The sequence below is a fragment of the Mesorhizobium sp. M0140 genome (genome assembly GCF_040322475.1).
Lineage (GTDB): Bacteria > Pseudomonadota > Alphaproteobacteria > Rhizobiales > Rhizobiaceae > Mesorhizobium.
Genome location: NZ_JAMYTM010000037.1, coordinates 17,814 through 33,003, shown reverse-complemented (window position 1 = coordinate 33,003; position 15,190 = coordinate 17,814). Strand labels below are relative to the sequence as shown.

General features: G+C 63.9%; 14 protein-coding genes. 10 read left to right on the top strand and 4 right to left on the bottom strand.

Annotated elements, in window-relative coordinates; all coding sequences use genetic code 11:
- Window positions 1-13: 13 nt before the first annotated feature.
- The gene (locus NKJ37_RS27485) at window positions 14-571 is read left to right on the top strand and encodes a GNAT family N-acetyltransferase (RefSeq protein ID WP_352613108.1); all 558 of its coding nucleotides are present in this window, start codon (window positions 14-16) and stop codon (window positions 569-571) included.
- An 8-nt stretch (window positions 572-579) separates the two neighbouring features.
- On the opposite strand, the gene NKJ37_RS27480 is transcribed toward NKJ37_RS27485, so the two are convergent.
- Complete coding sequence (locus NKJ37_RS27480; protein WP_023809674.1) at window positions 580-996, bottom strand: MerR family transcriptional regulator; 417 nt, start codon at window positions 994-996, stop codon at window positions 580-582.
- 106 nt (window positions 997-1,102) lie between these two features.
- On the opposite strand from NKJ37_RS27480, the gene NKJ37_RS27475 reads away from it, so the two are divergent.
- Window positions 1,103-3,277 carry a heavy metal translocating P-type ATPase gene (locus tag NKJ37_RS27475; RefSeq protein WP_352613110.1) on the top strand — a complete coding sequence of 725 codons (2,175 nt, stop codon included), beginning with the start codon at window positions 1,103-1,105 and terminating at the stop codon, window positions 3,275-3,277.
- Between the two features lie 6 nt (window positions 3,278-3,283).
- Here the strand turns inward: NKJ37_RS27475 and NKJ37_RS27470 are convergent, their stop codons facing one another.
- Window positions 3,284-4,468: an MFS transporter gene (locus NKJ37_RS27470; protein ID WP_352613112.1), complete on the bottom strand. Its 1,185-nt coding sequence runs from the start codon at window positions 4,466-4,468 to the stop codon at window positions 3,284-3,286.
- A 143-nt stretch (window positions 4,469-4,611) separates the two neighbouring features.
- A complete protein-coding gene (locus NKJ37_RS27465; protein ID WP_023809671.1) occupies window positions 4,612-6,276 on the bottom strand; it encodes a Na/Pi cotransporter family protein in 1,665 nt (554 codons plus the stop codon).
- A gap of 387 nt (window positions 6,277-6,663) precedes the next feature.
- Here NKJ37_RS27465 and NKJ37_RS27460 point away from each other — a divergent pair, with 387 nt between their 5' ends.
- The 7 genes from NKJ37_RS27460 (at window position 6,664) to NKJ37_RS27430 (ending at window position 13,870) form a co-directional block, all read left to right on the top strand.
- Window positions 6,664-7,044, top strand: coding sequence for an RcnB family protein (locus NKJ37_RS27460; RefSeq protein ID WP_352613114.1), 381 nt, complete (start codon window positions 6,664-6,666; stop codon window positions 7,042-7,044).
- A gap of 136 nt (window positions 7,045-7,180) precedes the next feature.
- Entirely contained in the window at window positions 7,181-9,115 is a 1,935-nt protein-coding gene (dnaG, locus tag NKJ37_RS27455; protein ID WP_352775822.1) for a DNA primase, read from the top strand.
- 423 nt (window positions 9,116-9,538) lie between these two features.
- Window positions 9,539-11,560, top strand: a complete 2,022-nt coding sequence (gene rpoD / locus NKJ37_RS27450) for an RNA polymerase sigma factor RpoD (protein ID WP_023809668.1) — start codon at window positions 9,539-9,541, stop codon at window positions 11,558-11,560.
- A gap of 180 nt (window positions 11,561-11,740) precedes the next feature.
- A complete protein-coding gene (locus tag NKJ37_RS27445) occupies window positions 11,741-12,034 on the top strand; it encodes a GYD domain-containing protein (RefSeq protein ID WP_352555748.1) in 294 nt (97 codons plus the stop codon).
- A 106-nt stretch (window positions 12,035-12,140) separates the two neighbouring features.
- The gene (locus NKJ37_RS27440) at window positions 12,141-12,410 is read left to right on the top strand and encodes a putative hemolysin (protein WP_352555750.1); all 270 of its coding nucleotides are present in this window, start codon (window positions 12,141-12,143) and stop codon (window positions 12,408-12,410) included.
- A 26-nt stretch (window positions 12,411-12,436) separates the two neighbouring features.
- On the top strand, window positions 12,437-13,501 hold the full coding sequence (locus NKJ37_RS27435; protein ID WP_352775820.1) for a DMT family transporter: 1,065 nt from the start codon (window positions 12,437-12,439) through the stop codon (window positions 13,499-13,501).
- Window positions 13,502-13,870: a thiol-disulfide oxidoreductase DCC family protein gene (locus NKJ37_RS27430; protein ID WP_352440457.1), complete on the top strand. Its 369-nt coding sequence runs from the start codon at window positions 13,502-13,504 to the stop codon at window positions 13,868-13,870.
- Between the two features lie 67 nt (window positions 13,871-13,937).
- Here the strand turns inward: NKJ37_RS27430 and NKJ37_RS27425 are convergent, their stop codons facing one another.
- Complete coding sequence (locus NKJ37_RS27425; RefSeq protein ID WP_023809663.1) at window positions 13,938-14,195, bottom strand: DUF2798 domain-containing protein; 258 nt, start codon at window positions 14,193-14,195, stop codon at window positions 13,938-13,940.
- Between the two features lie 271 nt (window positions 14,196-14,466).
- On the opposite strand from NKJ37_RS27425, the gene NKJ37_RS27420 reads away from it, so the two are divergent.
- Window positions 14,467-15,168, top strand: coding sequence for a PadR family transcriptional regulator (locus NKJ37_RS27420; RefSeq protein ID WP_352775816.1), 702 nt, complete (start codon window positions 14,467-14,469; stop codon window positions 15,166-15,168).
- Window positions 15,169-15,190: the final 22 nt, after the last annotated feature.

The window sequence follows — 15,190 nt, the reverse complement described above, 5'->3', positions numbered from 1 at the left end:
CCGCCGGTGCACCATGATCGAAATCGTCAAACCCGCGCTTGAACATCTGCCATCCTACAAGGTGGCGCTCGAGCGCGGCTGGTCACCGGACAATGTGCGGCTGATGGAAGCGACGCGCGAGCAGCTCGCGGCCATCGAAAAGGATCCCGTGGCCTTTCTTGCCGACCTCGACAATCCCCAGGCCAAGGGCGGCCCGATCAGCTTGCCCGACGGCAAAAAAGTGCCGCGCCTGCCGGGCTTCCGCCGCTGGATCTGGGATGGCGAGGCGTCGGGCTCGATCGGCTTTCGCTGGCAGAAGGGCACGGCGGAACTGCCGCCGCATGTGCTCGGCCATATCGGCTATGCGGTGGTGCCGTGGAAGCGGCGGCGCGGCTACGCCACCGAGGCGCTGCGGCTGATGCTGGACGAGGCGAGGGCGGTCGGCCTGGCTCACGTCGAGATCACCGCCAAGCCGGGCAATCCGGCCTCGCACAAGGTGATCCTGGCCAATGACGGCAAGCTCGTCGAACGCTTCTTCGAGGACGCCGCCTATGGCGGGGCGGAAAGCTTGCGGTTCCGGATCGAGCTGTAGGATGTGTCTCAACCATGCTCATCGGCGCACAGCGCATGATCCGACAGCGCGCGGATGACGTAGCAGTCGCCGACCGTCTGGCCATTGCAGCACGTGGCGATGCGTTCGAGCTCGGCCTCGAGTCGCTTCAACTGGGCAATCTTTTCCCGCACCGAGATCAGTTGCTCCTCGGCGATCTTGTCGGCGTGGCCGCAGGGCTGCTCGGGGTGGCCGCTCAAGTCGATCAGGGAGCGGATGTCGTCAACGGCGAAGCCGAGGTCGCGGGCGTGGCGGATGAAGGCCAGCCGCTCCAGCTCCTGCCTGGAATAGCGGCGCTGGTTGCCTTCCGAACGCTCGGGTGCGGCGACAAGGCCCATCTGCTCATAATAGCGGATTGTCGGCACCTTGACCCCGGTGCGACGCGAGAGATCACCGATCGAAAACATGAAATTTCCCCTTGAAGCTCTAGTGACTAGAGCAATTATAGTGCCTGACATCAGCATTCAAGACCCATGCGGCGACGCCGCGCGGGCAAGACAGGCAGGTAATGTGATGACGACGCCGCTCAAGCAGGAAACGATCGGGCAGACACGGTTCAAGATCGGCGGCATGGACTGCGCCTCTTGCGCGGCCAAGATCGATACGGCGGTGCGTCGTCTCGACGGCGTCGCCGATGTCTCGGTTTCGGTGACCGGCGCCAGCATGACGGTCAGCCACAGCGGTTGGCTCAACGACGACAAGGTGCTGCGGCAGGTGGCGCGGCTGGGCTACGGCATCGTCAAGGCGGAAGGCGGGGCCGATGGGCGTGCTTCAGTGGCCAAGGATCATGATCATGCTGATCATGATCACAGCGATGCGGCGCCGGGGCAGGCGTGGTGGCGCTCCCGCCGTGCCGTGCTGACGCTGGCCTGCGCGGCAGCGCTTCTCGCCGCCTACGGCATCGGCCATCTTCTTCCTGCGGCCGAGCGCTGGGTCTTCCTTGCCGCCCTGCTGGTCGGCCTAGTGCCGATCGCACGGCGAGCGCTGATGGCGGCATTGGCCGGCACGCCGTTCTCGATCGAGATGCTGATGACCATCGCGGCGATAGGCGCCGTGATGATCGGGGCTACGGAAGAAGCCGCCGCCGTGGTGGTGCTGTTCCTGATCGGTGAACTTCTGGAAGGTGTCGCAGCCGGCCGGGCGCGGGCGAGCATCCAGGGACTTGCCGATCTGGTGCCGAAGACGGCCTTGGTCGAACGCGCGAGCGGCACATCGGAAGTTCCTGCCGAACGGCTCGGCGTCGGCGACATCATCCTGGTGCGGCCGGGCGACCGCATTCCGGCCGATGGCGAGATCATCGAGGGGTCGAGCGAAATCGACGAGGCGCCGGTGACCGGCGAGAGCACGCCCAAGCGCAAGGGCGTTGCGGACGTCGTCTTTGCCGGCACGATCAGCACCGACGGCGTGCTCAAGGTGCGGGTGACGGCTGCCGCGTCTGACAACACCATCGCCCGAATCGTGCGGCTTGTGGAGCAGGCGCAGGAAGCCAAGGCGCCGACTGAACGCTTCATCGACCGCTTCTCAAGATACTACACCCCGGCGGTGCTGGCGGTCGGCGCGCTGGTTGCCCTGTTGCCGCCGCTGCTCATTGGCGGCGACTGGAACGAATGGATCTACAAGGGCCTGGCGATCCTGCTGATCGGCTGCCCCTGCGCGCTGGTCATCTCGACGCCGGCGGCAATCGCCGCGGGCCTTGCGGCCGGGGCGAGGCGCGGCCTGTTGATGAAGGGCGGCGCGGTGCTGGAAGGCTTTCGCCGGATCACGGCGGTCGCCTTCGACAAGACCGGCACGCTGACGGCAGGCAAGCCCGTGGTCACCGACATTGTGGCGTATGGAAGGGATGAACGCACCGTGCTGGCGCTGGCGGCAGCGCTGGAGCAGGGCTCCAGCCATCCGTTGGCGATGGCGATCCTGGACCGGGCCAAGGCCGACAAGGCACCGGTGCCGCCGGCTCTGGCGGCCAAGGCGATCTCGGGCAAAGGTGTCGAGGGCAGCGTCGGTGGCGTCGCCGTCTTCCTCGGCTCCGGTCCGGCGGCGGGCGAACGCGCCGACATGACGCAAGTGCAGCGCCTTGCCGTCGACAGCCTCAACGGGCAGGGCAAGACCGTCTCGGTGCTGGTCGCCGACGGCGTGGTGGCAGGGCTGATCGCCCTGCGTGACGAGCCGCGACCGGATGCGGCGGTCGGCATTGCGGCGCTGAAGGCCGAAGGCATCCGCACGATCATGCTGACCGGCGACAATCGCCGCACGGCGCAAGCCATTGCCGCTTCGCTCGGCATCGAGGCGCGGGCGGAGCTGTTGCCTCAGGACAAGCAGCGCATCATCGGCGAATTGCAGCGCGAAGGGCTGAAGGTCGCCAAGGTCGGCGACGGCATCAACGACGCACCGGCGCTCGCCGCCGCCGACATCGGAATCGCCATGGGCGGCGGCACCGATGTGGCGCTGGAGACCTCGGATGCGGCAATCCTGCGTGGCCGCATCACGGACGTCATGCGGATGGTGAGGCTGTCGCGGGCGGTGATGGCCAATATCAGCCAAAACATCAGTGTGGCGCTCGGGCTGAAAGCGGTGTTCCTGGTCACCACCATTGCCGGCATCACCGGCCTGTGGCCGGCGATTCTGGCCGACACCGGCGCCACCGTGCTGGTCACCGCCAACGCCATGCGCCTGCTGCGCTGGCGCGGGTGAAGTGGTCTATTCCGCCGGAGCCGTCAGCGGCGGCGTGGCGTTGCTGCGCCCTTCCCAGACATAAGATGCCAGCGCCACCGCGACGGCGACCAGCATGGCGATGGCGCCCAGCAGCGGCAGGCTGCGGTAGCCATAGCCGCTGTTCAGCATCGCGGCGCCCAACGACGCGGCCAGCGCGATGCCGACATTGAAGCCGGACGGAATGAGCGACGAGGCGAGGTTCGAGGCGTCCGCCGTCCAGGCCAGGATGCGGGTCTGGATCGGTGTGCCGATGGCGAAGTTGAGGCCGCCCCAGACGACGATCGCCACAACCATCGGCAGGGGATAGGGGCTGACGGCGTAGATGACGGCCAGCGTCACCGCCTGCAGGGCCAGCATGGTGATCAATGACGGCATCAGCTTCCAGTCGGAGAGCTTGCCGCCGAGGAAGACTCCCAGGGTGGCACCGACGCCATTGAGCAGCAGCACCCACGGCACCAGGTTCTCGTCGAGCCCGGTGACCTCCAGCAGTGTCGGGGTGATGTAGGTGAACAGGCCGAACTGGCCGATCATCAGCATCAGCATCAGGATCAGCGAGGTCCAGACCTGCTGGCGGGCCAGCACACAGACCTCGCGGGCGAAACCGGCGGGCCTGACCGACGATCCGGTGGTGCGCGGCAACAGGGCTGCCATGGCCAGCGTTGCCGCCACGCCGAGCGCGCACATCACCCAGAAGGTGGCGCGCCAGCCCCAGATGTTGCCGATCGCGGTGCCCGCCGGCACGCCGATGACGTTGGAGACGGTGAGGCCGGACAGGATGACGGCGACAGCCATGCCGCGCTGGTCCTCGCGCACGAGACCGACGGCGACGACCATGGCGACGCCGAAATAGGCGCCATGCGCGACCGCCACGGCAATGCGCAACAGTAGCATCGAGGTGAAGTCGGGCGCCAGCGCGCAAGCCGCCTGGCCGATGGTGAAGGCGATGGCGAGGCCGAGCAGCAGGCTTTTGCGTGACAGCGACTTGGTGGCGAGCGCCAGCAGCGGGCCGCCGATGGCGATGCCGCCGGCATAGCCGGAGACGAGGTAGCCGGCCGAGGGGACCGAAACGCCAAGACCTTGCGCCACCTGCGGCAGCACGCCGGCAATCACGAATTCGGTGGTGCCGAAGGCAAAAGCGGCAATGAACAGGGCTATAAGCGGAAGCGACATGGCAAGGCCTTAGCTGGACGGCCTCAAACCACGGATGGGCTTTGCGGGCAATGAAGAAATTTTTGTCGCGAGTTTAGGTTTTCTTCAGTGAGCGAGGCGGTGAAGCGCCAATCTCCCTCCTTGTGGGGGAGATCGGCTGCTTCTCAGCTCGCCTTCAACCGCGACCCAGTGAGCAGACCGCGCTCTTCGAGCACCGGATAAGCCATCGAGGCCAGCAGCGAATTGATCTGCTTCAGGTCGCGGATGGTATCGAGATGAATCGAACTGGTCTCGACGCTTTTGGCGGTGCCGTCGCGCAGCCGCACGAAATGGCTGGCGCTGGTTTCCTTCTCGCGGTCACGCAGCTGGTCCTTTTCCAGCACCAACTGGCGGGCAGTCTCGGGATCGCGCGACACCAGCACATTGAAGGCAAGCCGCGCATTGGCCAGCACCGAGCCATGGAAGGCGCACAGCTCGGCCCAGCCCTCGTCGGTGAATTCCAACCCGCGCTCGAATTTCTTCTTCACATGCACCAGCATGTTGCGCACGATGATGTCGCCGACCTGCTCGAGCTTGACGCAGGCGCCGATCAGTTCCTGGCAGCGCAGCGCTTCGTCCTCGGTCAGCGGGTTCCTGGTCAACTTGGCGAGGTAGAGCTTGATCGCGGCGTGCTTGCGGTCGACGCGGTCGTCGAGTGCGGCCAGCGCCTTGATCTTGTCGGCATCGGCACTTTCATAGAGTTCGATGATGCGCTTGAGCATGATCTCGATCGTCTCGCAGACCCGCACCACCTCGCGGGTGGCATTGGCCAGCGCCTGGCTCGGCACGTCGAGCGCGCTTTCGTTGAGCGCGGACAGTTCGACGACGTCAAGCGAGGCGGCCGGCACCGGCTTGGTGCCAAGTGCGACGATCTTCTCCGAAGCGCGGTAGACGAACCCTGCCAGCGGCAGGCCGGCGAGCAGGATCAGCACGTTGAACAGGATGTGGGCATTGACGATCTGGTCCGCCGCCGTCGAACCGAGAAAGGCGAAGTGCGGCCTGAAGATCATGACCAGGATCAGCATGACCAGCGAGCCAAGCCCGCGCATCAGGAGGTTGCCGATCGGCACGACGCGCACTTCGGGGCTCGACGAGCGGGTCAGCATCGGCGCGATGATCGAGGAGCCGAGGTTGACGCCAAGGATGAGAACGACGCCGAGTTCGGGCGTGATCAGGCCGCGGCCTGCCAGCGTCGCCATCAACAGCACCGCCGCGATGCTCGATTGGAACAGCCAGGTGATCAGCGCCGCCAGCAGATAGGCGGTGATGGAATCGGTCGAGAAGTAGTTGATGATGACCGGCATGAGCTGGCTGTTGCGCAGCGGCTCAGACGCCTGGCCGATCATCTCCAGCGACAGGATCAAAAGGCCGATGCCGACCAGAATGCGGCCGGTCTGGCGCCAGTCGCGCCGCTCGGTGGCCATGAACATGACCGTGCCGGTGATCAGGCACAGCGGCACCAGCAAGGTGAGGTCGAAGGTCAGCAGCTTGACCACCAGCGCAGAGCCGATCTCGGCGCCGCGCACTGCCAATTGGCCCGCGGCGCCCGAGACGATGCCAGAGCCGGCGAAGGAGCCGACCAGCAGCGTGACGGCTGTGGAACTCTGCAGGGCGATGGCAAGGCCGGTGCCGGCCAGCACCGCCATGATCGGATTGCGCATGGTGGCGCGCAGGCGGTGGCGCAGCACGTCGCCATAGGCGCGTTCAACGCCGGTCTTCACCATGCGGGTGGCAAACAGCATCAGCGCCACGGCGCCGGCCAGATGCAGAAGGACGACGGACCCGCTCATTTCGCCCCCCGCATGCAAACAGGATGCGCGTCCTGTTTGGCGTGGCGATCAGAAGGGAAAACGAGGGTACGAATCATGTTCATGGCGGTGACTTATAATAACTCGAATATTTTAGCCGGATAATAAAATCTTGTCGATTTCAAGGGCCGTTGCAGCGCGACGGGCGGTGTCGGAAAATGGACGGACGCGCAAATGGTTGCATTGCGGGGCGGGCTCGAAGCAACGGATAGGCAGAGTTAGCAGCGCGACCGGCTCCTGCCTTTGCGATTATGTTCAGCTCTATTGGGTAAATAAAGGAAATCATTACACAATTGTAATGCAGGCGTTCAGCTTCGGTTCATCGGTGGCCCGCTATTCCTCTGGCATCGACAACCAAGGAGACTTCTTTTGAAACGCATTGTCCTTTCCGCACTCGCTTTCTCGATGCTGGCCGCTACGTCGCTCACCGGCCAAGCCGCACCGCTGAATGCACCGAACGCTCCGCAGTCGAATTACAGCCAGGTCGACTGGCAAAAGCCCACCAACAGGGATGTCAAGAAGCGCTTCATCCAGAAGCGCGTCATCCATAAGAAGGTCATCGTGAAGCGCAACAACTGGCGCAACGGCCATAAATATTCAGGCTGGAGACAGCACCAGCCGATCCGCGACTATGGCCGCTACGGCCTGCATCGTCCCGGTCGCGGCCAGGAATGGATCCGCGTCGGCAACGACTATGTGTTGGTCGGTGTGCTCTCCGGCGTCATTTTCGGCGTGCTTGCCGCGCATTAAGCGGTCCCCAGGCGGATATTGGAAAGAGGCGGCCCGCAACGGCCGCCTCTTTTGCCTGTGGAAACCGGGTATGGCCCGCATTAAGGGTCGTCGGATTTCATGGGTATGATTATATAATCGGGAAACGAGTTCCCCGATGCGCTTTCCACCCGCCTTCCTCGACGAGATACGCGACCGCGTGCCGATTTCATCGGTTATCGGCCAGCGCGTTGCGTGGGACAGGAAGAAAACCAACGCGCCGCGCGGCGACTATTGGGCCTGTTGTCCGTTCCACGGCGAGAAGAGCCCCTCCTTCCACTGCGAGGACAAAAAGGGCCGCTACCATTGTTTCGGTTGCTCGGTCTCGGGCGATCATTTCAAGTTCCTCACCGAACTCGACGGGATGAGCTTTCCCGAGGCGGTTGAGAAGATCGCCGACATGGCCGGTGTGCCGATGCCGGTTCGCGATGCGCAGGAGGAGCGGCGCGAAAAGGAACGCGCCAGCCTGACCGACGTCATGGAGATGGCGACCGCCTTCTTCCAGGAACGGCTACAGGGGCCGGAAGGCGCCAAAGCCCGCGCCTATCTCAGAGACCGCGGGCTGACGCCGGCGACGCAGCAATCGTTCCGGCTCGGTTTTGCGCCCGACAGCCGCAATGCGCTGAAGGAGCATCTCGCCGCCAAGGGCGTGCCCAAGGCCGACATCGAGGCTTGTGGACTGGTGCGCCACGGCGACGACATCCCGGTTTCCTATGACTGGTTCCGCGACCGCATCATGTTCCCGATTCCGGATTCCCGGGGCAAGATCATCGCGTTCGGCGGCCGTGCGCTGCAGCCGGACGCGCTGGCCAAATACATGAACTCGCCTGACACCGAACTCTTCCACAAGGGCAATGTGCTCTATAATTTCGCCCGCGCCCGCAAGGCCTTGGCCAAGGGCGGCACGGTCATCGCCGTCGAAGGCTATATGGACGTCATCGCACTGGCGCAGGCCGGCTTCGAGAACGTCGTGGCGCCGCTCGGCACCGCGCTTACCGAGAACCAGCTCGAACTGCTCTGGCGCATGGCGCCGGAGCCGATGCTGTGCTTCGACGGCGACAAGGCCGGGCTGAAGGCAGCGTGGCGGGCCGCCGACATGGCGCTGCCGTCTGTGCAGGCCGGGCGCTCGGCGCGCTTCGCGCTGCTGCCGGAAGGCAAGGATCCCGATGATCTGGTCAAGGCCGAAGGACCGGATGCGTTTCGTCGCGTTCTGGCCGAGGCGCGGCCGCTGGTCGACCTTTTATGGATGCGTGAGACGGCGGGCGGCGTCTTCGATACGCCGGAGCGGCGGGCCGAGCTCGAGAAGACGCTGCGCGAACTGACCAGCCGCATCCGCGACGAAAGCCTGCGCTACCACTACCAGCAGGAGATGCGCGAGCGTGTGCTGAGCTTCTTCGGCTCGCAGCGCGGCACCAGGCAAAGTCGGCAAGACTGGAAACAGGGCCAAGGCAAGATGGCCGCGCCCGGCGGGCAGTTCGCCAAGGCCGGCAGCGGCCGCATGGCGATCACCGAAAGCCTCGGCCAGTCGGCTTTGGTCAAACGCGGCGGCGAAGGGATGTCGGTGCGCGAGGCGACGATCATCGTCGCATTGGTCAACCATCCGGCGCTGATCGACGAGAATTTCGCTCATATCGAGTTCCTCGATCTCGCCAACTCCGATCTGAGGCGGCTGCATGGAGCGATTCTCGACGCGATGGCGCACGACATGGCCAATGACCGGCAGGCGGTGATTGCGACGATCGAACGCGCCGGCTGCGCCGAGATCTGGGAGCGGGCCGTCGGGCTGATCCGGCGGATGCGGCAATGGCCGGCGCTGGAGACCGCCGCCCTTGAAGATGCCCGCGATGCTTTCAGCCAGGCGCTGCACTTGCAGCGCAGCGCGCGCACCTTACATAAGGAACTGAAACAGGCGGAAGCGGCGCTCGCCACCGATCCCACAGATGAAAACTACCAGCACCTGATCGAAATTCAGGCGCAATTCCAGGATGTGCAGGCCACGGAAGCGCTGATCGAAGGGTTTGGCGTCTCCTCGGGCAGGGCGGGGCGAGCTTAGTTGGAAGCGAGTGAATTGAGAAAGCGTCGTTGCGCGTCCAAATGGCGCGTAACGGGCTAAGTCGGGTAATTGATTCGCTTTTTTCATGCGAATCATGCGAGAGGCGCTTGACCTTCTGGCAGATTGGCGGAATCAGGACGATTCGAAACGTTAACCCGAACCCGCGTCACGGGAAAACAAGCGATGTGAGGTACTGGTCACTGGACAGGCAGCCCGCCTGCCACAGATATCAGGGTTAATCTGGACTTAATGCATGTCGCCCAAAAGGGGAAACCCGATTTGGGCAACGACATACACCAAACGAAACGAGTTGATGCAGTTACTGGCCCGGTGAAGCGCGTTTCATAAGCGAGCGCATCCGATTTGACTGGTCCGACAGCTTACGCGGCTTTGAAGTTCGGCCGCTAGGAGAAGATAAAGACTATGGCGACAAAGGAAAAGGAAGAGGTCGAAACCGAACGCGAAGGCGCCACCGATGGCCCTCTGCTCGACCTTTCCGATGATGCTGTCAAGAAGATGATCAAGGCCGCCAAGAAGCGCGGCTATGTCACCATGGACGAGCTGAATTCGGTGCTGCCCTCGGAGGAAGTGACCTCCGAGCAGATCGAGGACACGATGGCGATGCTGTCCGACATGGGCATCAACGTGGTCGAGGACGACGAGCAGGGCGAGGAGCCCGAGGCCACCGACACCGCCGCCGATGCCGAGGAAGACGCCAACGAGCTGGCCGAGCAGACCGGCACCGCGGTCGCCGCCACCACCACCAAGAAAGAACCGACCGATCGCACCGACGATCCGGTGCGCATGTATCTGCGCGAGATGGGCTCGGTGGAGCTCTTGTCGCGCGAGGGCGAAATTGCCATCGCCAAGCGCATCGAGGCCGGCCGCGAGACGATGATCGCCGGCCTGTGCGAAAGCCCGCTGACTTTCCAGGCCATCATCATCTGGCGCGATGAACTCAACGAATCCAAGATCCTGCTGCGCGAGATCATCGATCTCGAAGCCACCTATGCCGGCCCCGAGGCCAAACAGGCGCCGGTGGTCGAGCGCGTCGAGGAAGCCAAGGTCGAGGACAAGCCGCGCCGTTCGCGCGACGACGAAGACGACATCACCAATGTCGGCGCCGATACGCGTGGGCTGACGGATGACGACGACGAAGACGAGGACGAAGCCAGCCTGTCGCTGGCCGCGATGGAAGCGGAACTCCGCCCGCAGGTGATGGAGACGCTCGACGTTATCGCCGACACCTACAAAAAGCTGCGCAAGCTGCAGGACCAGCAGGTCGAGAACCGTCTGGCCGCCGCCGGCACGCTGTCGCCCAGCCAGGACCGCCGGCTGAAGGAGCTCAAGGACCAGCTGATCAAGGCGGTGAAGTCGCTGTCGCTCAACACGGCGCGCATCGAGGCGCTGGTCGAGCAGCTCTACGACATCAACAAGCGCCTGGTGCAGAACGAAGGCAAGCTGCTCAGGCTGGCCGAAAGCTACGGCGTGCGCCGCGAAGAGTTCCTGAAGGAATATCAGGGTTCCGAGCTCGACCCGAACTGGACGCGCTCGATCGGCAATCTGACATCGCGCGGCTGGAAGGAATTCACCAAGAACGAGAAGGATGCGATCAAGGACCTGCGCGCCGAGATCCAGAACCTCGCCACCGAAACGGCGATCTCGATCCTGGAATTCCGCAAGATCGTCAACCAGGTGCAGAAGGGCGAGCGCGAAGCGGCGATCGCCAAGAAGGAAATGGTCGAAGCCAATCTGCGCCTCGTCATCTCCATCGCCAAGAAGTACACCAATCGCGGCCTGCAGTTCCTCGACCTGATCCAGGAAGGCAATATCGGCCTGATGAAGGCGGTCGATAAGTTCGAATACCGCCGCGGCTACAAGTTCTCGACCTACGCGACATGGTGGATCCGGCAGGCGATCACGCGTTCGATCGCCGATCAGGCGCGTACCATCCGCATTCCGGTGCATATGATCGAGACGATCAACAAGATCGTGCGCACCTCGCGCCAGATGCTGCACGAGATCGGCCGCGAGCCGACGCCGGAGGAACTGGCCGAAAAGCTTGCCATGCCGCTCGAAAAGGTGCGCAAGGTCTTGAAGATCGCCAAGGAGCCGATCTCGCTCGAAACGCCGGTCGGCGACGAGGAGGATTCGCATCTGGGCGATTTCATCGAGGACAAGATGGCGATCCTGCCGATCGACGCGGCGATCCAGGCCAATCTGCGCGAGACCACCACGCGCGTGCTGGCCTCGCTAACGCCGCGCGAGGAGCGTGTGCTCAGAATGCGCTTCGGTATCGGCATGAACACCGACCACACGCTGGAAGAAGTCGGCCAGCAGTTCTCTGTTACCCGCGAGCGCATTCGTCAGATCGAAGCCAAGGCGCTGCGCAAGCTCAAGCACCCGAGCAGGTCGCGCAAGCTGCGCAGCTTCCTGGATAGCTGAGACTTACCGATGCAAAGAGTTCAAGGGCGCCGATGGCGCCCTTTTTTGTTGTGGACGCACTCTTGCGGGCGAGGCCCTTCAGGAGGATAATTTCGGTGTCGGATGCATTTTCTGGGCGACAACCCGGATGCCCGCCCCGGCGAAGCCGCCGTGCTCCGTGGCCCCGGAGGGAGGTGTGCCATGACAAGCTACATCGTGCTGATGAACTGGACGGAGCAAGGTGCCAGGAACGTACGCGAGTCACCGAAGCGGCTCGACGCCGCCAGGAGGCAACTGGGAGACATGGGCGGATCGTTCAAGGGGTTCTACCTGACCATGGGCGAATACGATATGGTGGCTGTGGTCGAAGCCCCCGACGACGCGGTGCTGGCGCGCTTCTCGCTGATGCTGGCGGCAGCGGGCAATGTCAGGACGCGGACGCTGAAGGCCTTTCCCGAATTAGCCTACCGCGAGATCATCACCTCGCTCGGGTGAAGGAATCGGCAGGGTTTCTCGAAGTCGCTGGTTGGTGCCGGCCTGGTGGCGCTTTGCCGCAAGACGGGGCGCTTCGCCGTGATAGAATGCGGCCGGGGAGATCGCGATGAAGAAGGTTTCGATATTGGTCGCCAGCTTTGCCGCTTTGTCGTCGCTGCCGTTTTCCGCCGGCGCCGGCGCGCAAAAACCGGTCGGCATGGCCAATCCGGCGTCCGTCCATTGTGGCGAGATCGGCGGGCGCCTGGTGATCAGGAAGGACAAGGCCGGTAATGAATATGGATTCTGCGGCTTGCCCAATGGGCGCCTTTGCGAGGAGTGGGCGCTGTTTCGCGACAACAAGTGCGTCGGGCCGAAGGCTGCCATGCGCCGCAAGTGACACACCTGCCATCATAGGGTGAGATCATGTCCGAACCGCATTCCCATTCGCATCTGTGGCCCGGCGTGCCACTCGCGCTTGGCTCGGCCGCCCTGTTCGGGGCGACGCCGCCGCTCAGCAAGCTGCTGCTCAATGGCGTCAATCCCTTCATGCTGGCCGGGCTGCTCTATCTCGGTGCCGGTCTCGGGCTGGCTCTGTACCGCCTGCTTCGGGGCAGGCAGGCCGCGGCCGGGGAGGCGCAACTGACCGCTGGGGATATTCCCTGGCTGGCGCTGGCGATCGGCATGGGCGGCATCATCGCGCCGGTGCTGCTGATGTTCGGCTTGACCCTCAACACGGCGTCCAGTTCGGCGCTGCTGCTCAACCTGGAAGGGCTGGCGACGATGGCGATCGCCTGGCTCGTCTATCGCGAGAATGTCGACCGGCGCCTGCTTTTCGGCGCGTTCGCCATTCTGGCGGGCGCCGTTCTTCTGTCGTGGCAAGGTGAGGGCGTAGCCTTCAACCGTGGCGCCCTGCTGGTGGCAGGAGCTTGTCTGGCCTGGGGGATCGACAACAATTTCACGCGCAGGATCTCCGCCACCGATCCGGTGGTGATCGCCATGCTCAAAGGGCTGGTGGCGGGTGTCGTCAATGTCGGGCTGGCGCTTGCCGGCGGGGCCTTGTTTCCCCGGGCGTCGGTCATTGCAGCGACCGCGGCAGTCGGTTTCTTCGGCATTGGGGTCAGCCTGGTGATGTTCATCGTGGCGCTGCGTCATCTGGGTACCGCCCGGACAGGGGCCTATTACTCGCTCGCTCCCTTCATCGGCGCGCTGCTGGCAATCGCCATCCTGGGTGACGCCGTCACGCTCAAGCTTGCGGCCGCCGGACTTCTGATGGGTGTTGGCCTGTGGCTGCATCTGTCGGAGCGCCATGAGCATGAGCACGACCATGAGGAACTGGAGCATGAGCACAGCCATGTGCATGACGAACACCACCAGCAGCATCATGACGGGCCGGTAAGCGAGCCGCATTCTCATTGGCACCGGCATGCCCCAATGCGACACCGGCATCCGCATTATCCCGACCTGCACCACAGGCATGGCCACGGATAAATGCTGACCGTCTGGTACAACACGCGCTGCCCGGTCTGCGATGCCGGCATAAGCAGGCAGAAGCGGCGGCTGATCGAAGCGGTCAAGGCCGGGCGGATCGAGTTCCGAGACATCAATTTTGAACCGGCAGCGCTTGCCGGGCATGGCGCGTCGCTTGAGGATATCCGCCGCCGGCTGCACGCCACCGACGCGGCGGGCAGGCTGCTGGTCGGCGCCGACGTTGCCATCGCCGTGTGGAAGGTCACGCCGGGCGAGGGCTGGCTGGCGATGGTGTTCGGCAATCCGGTTGTCTTGCCGCTGACACGCTTTGCCTATGATCGTTTCGCCGACCTTCTCTATGCCTGGAACCGGCGCAAGGGTCGCTGGTAGCGCTTCGTGATTAATGACCAGAAGCGCAAAGGTCCGGAGGACATCTCCGGACCTTTTTTCGTGCGAGTTATCGGCTGGCCGGCTCGCAGAGCGCGCCGACGATGCGGCGTACCACCGGCAGCACCAGCAGCAGCGTCGGAAACGCCACCAGCCAGGACAGCCCCCAGGCGGTCAGCCAGATGGACGGCAGCTCGGGGTGGAAGCCAAGGCTTTTCAACGTCGAGATGAACGAGACGATGAAGGTCATCAACAGCGACAGCACCAGCGGGCTAAGAACAGCGGCATAGCGCGCAGGCAGCTTCCTGCGCTGATGTCTTGCAGTCATTTTGAGAGTTCCCTGAAGTATCCGGTCCGTCGCTTTTGGCATCCATTCGCCGGTGACCGGCAAAATTGCCCGGAAAGACCGGGGTTGGATGCGTTGCTTGACGTCAGACGCTTACGGAGCAGCCGAGGCGCTCGCGGGACTTCTAGCGGTACGTTCCGGTGAAAGCAAGCCTCTGGCGCCGCATTCAGATACATCGTAAGATATATCTTGACTCTCTCGATTGGCTCGCATAATTAAGATATATCGTAAGATACAACTCAAGGAGCAATCAATGCACAAACATTTTGGGAACAATCATTTCGGCGAGCGCATGTTCATGCACATGGCCGGCAAATTCGGCGGCAAATTTGGTAGCAGAGGGGGCGGCGGTTTTGGCCCGTTCGGGCACGGCGGTCGCGGTGGCGGGCGGGGCGGCCCGGGCGACATGTTCCGCGCCGGGCGCATGTTGGCCGACGGCGACCTCAAGCTGATCACGCTGTCGCTGCTGGCCGAGGCCCCGCGCCACGGCTACGACATCATCAAGGCGTTGGAGGAACGCACCAGCGGCATCTACAGCCCGAGCCCCGGCGTGGTCTACCCGACGCTGACCTTCCTGGAAGAGGCCGGCTATGCCGCCTCCGCCGCCGACGGCAACAAGAAGGTGTTTTCGATCACCGAAGCTGGCCAGGCGCATCTCGCCGACAACCGCGAGATGATCGATGGCGTGCTCGACCATCTCGAGCGCTTCGGCCGCAAAATGGCCAAGGCGCGCGACTGGTTCGGCTGGAACGACGAGAGCGAAGAGGGCGGGCGTCGTGGCGGCCGGGGTGGCCGCGGGGATCGTTCGGAAGCGCGCGACGAATTCCGCGCAGTCCGCCACCGGCTGCGCGCGGCTCTGGGCGACTTCGTCGACGCCCCGCCCGACAAGCAGGCCGAGGCGATCGCCATCCTCGAAGGCGCCGCCGAGGCTCTGGAAGCGCTGTCGCACAAGTAAGCTCGTCCAGCCGACCAGACGC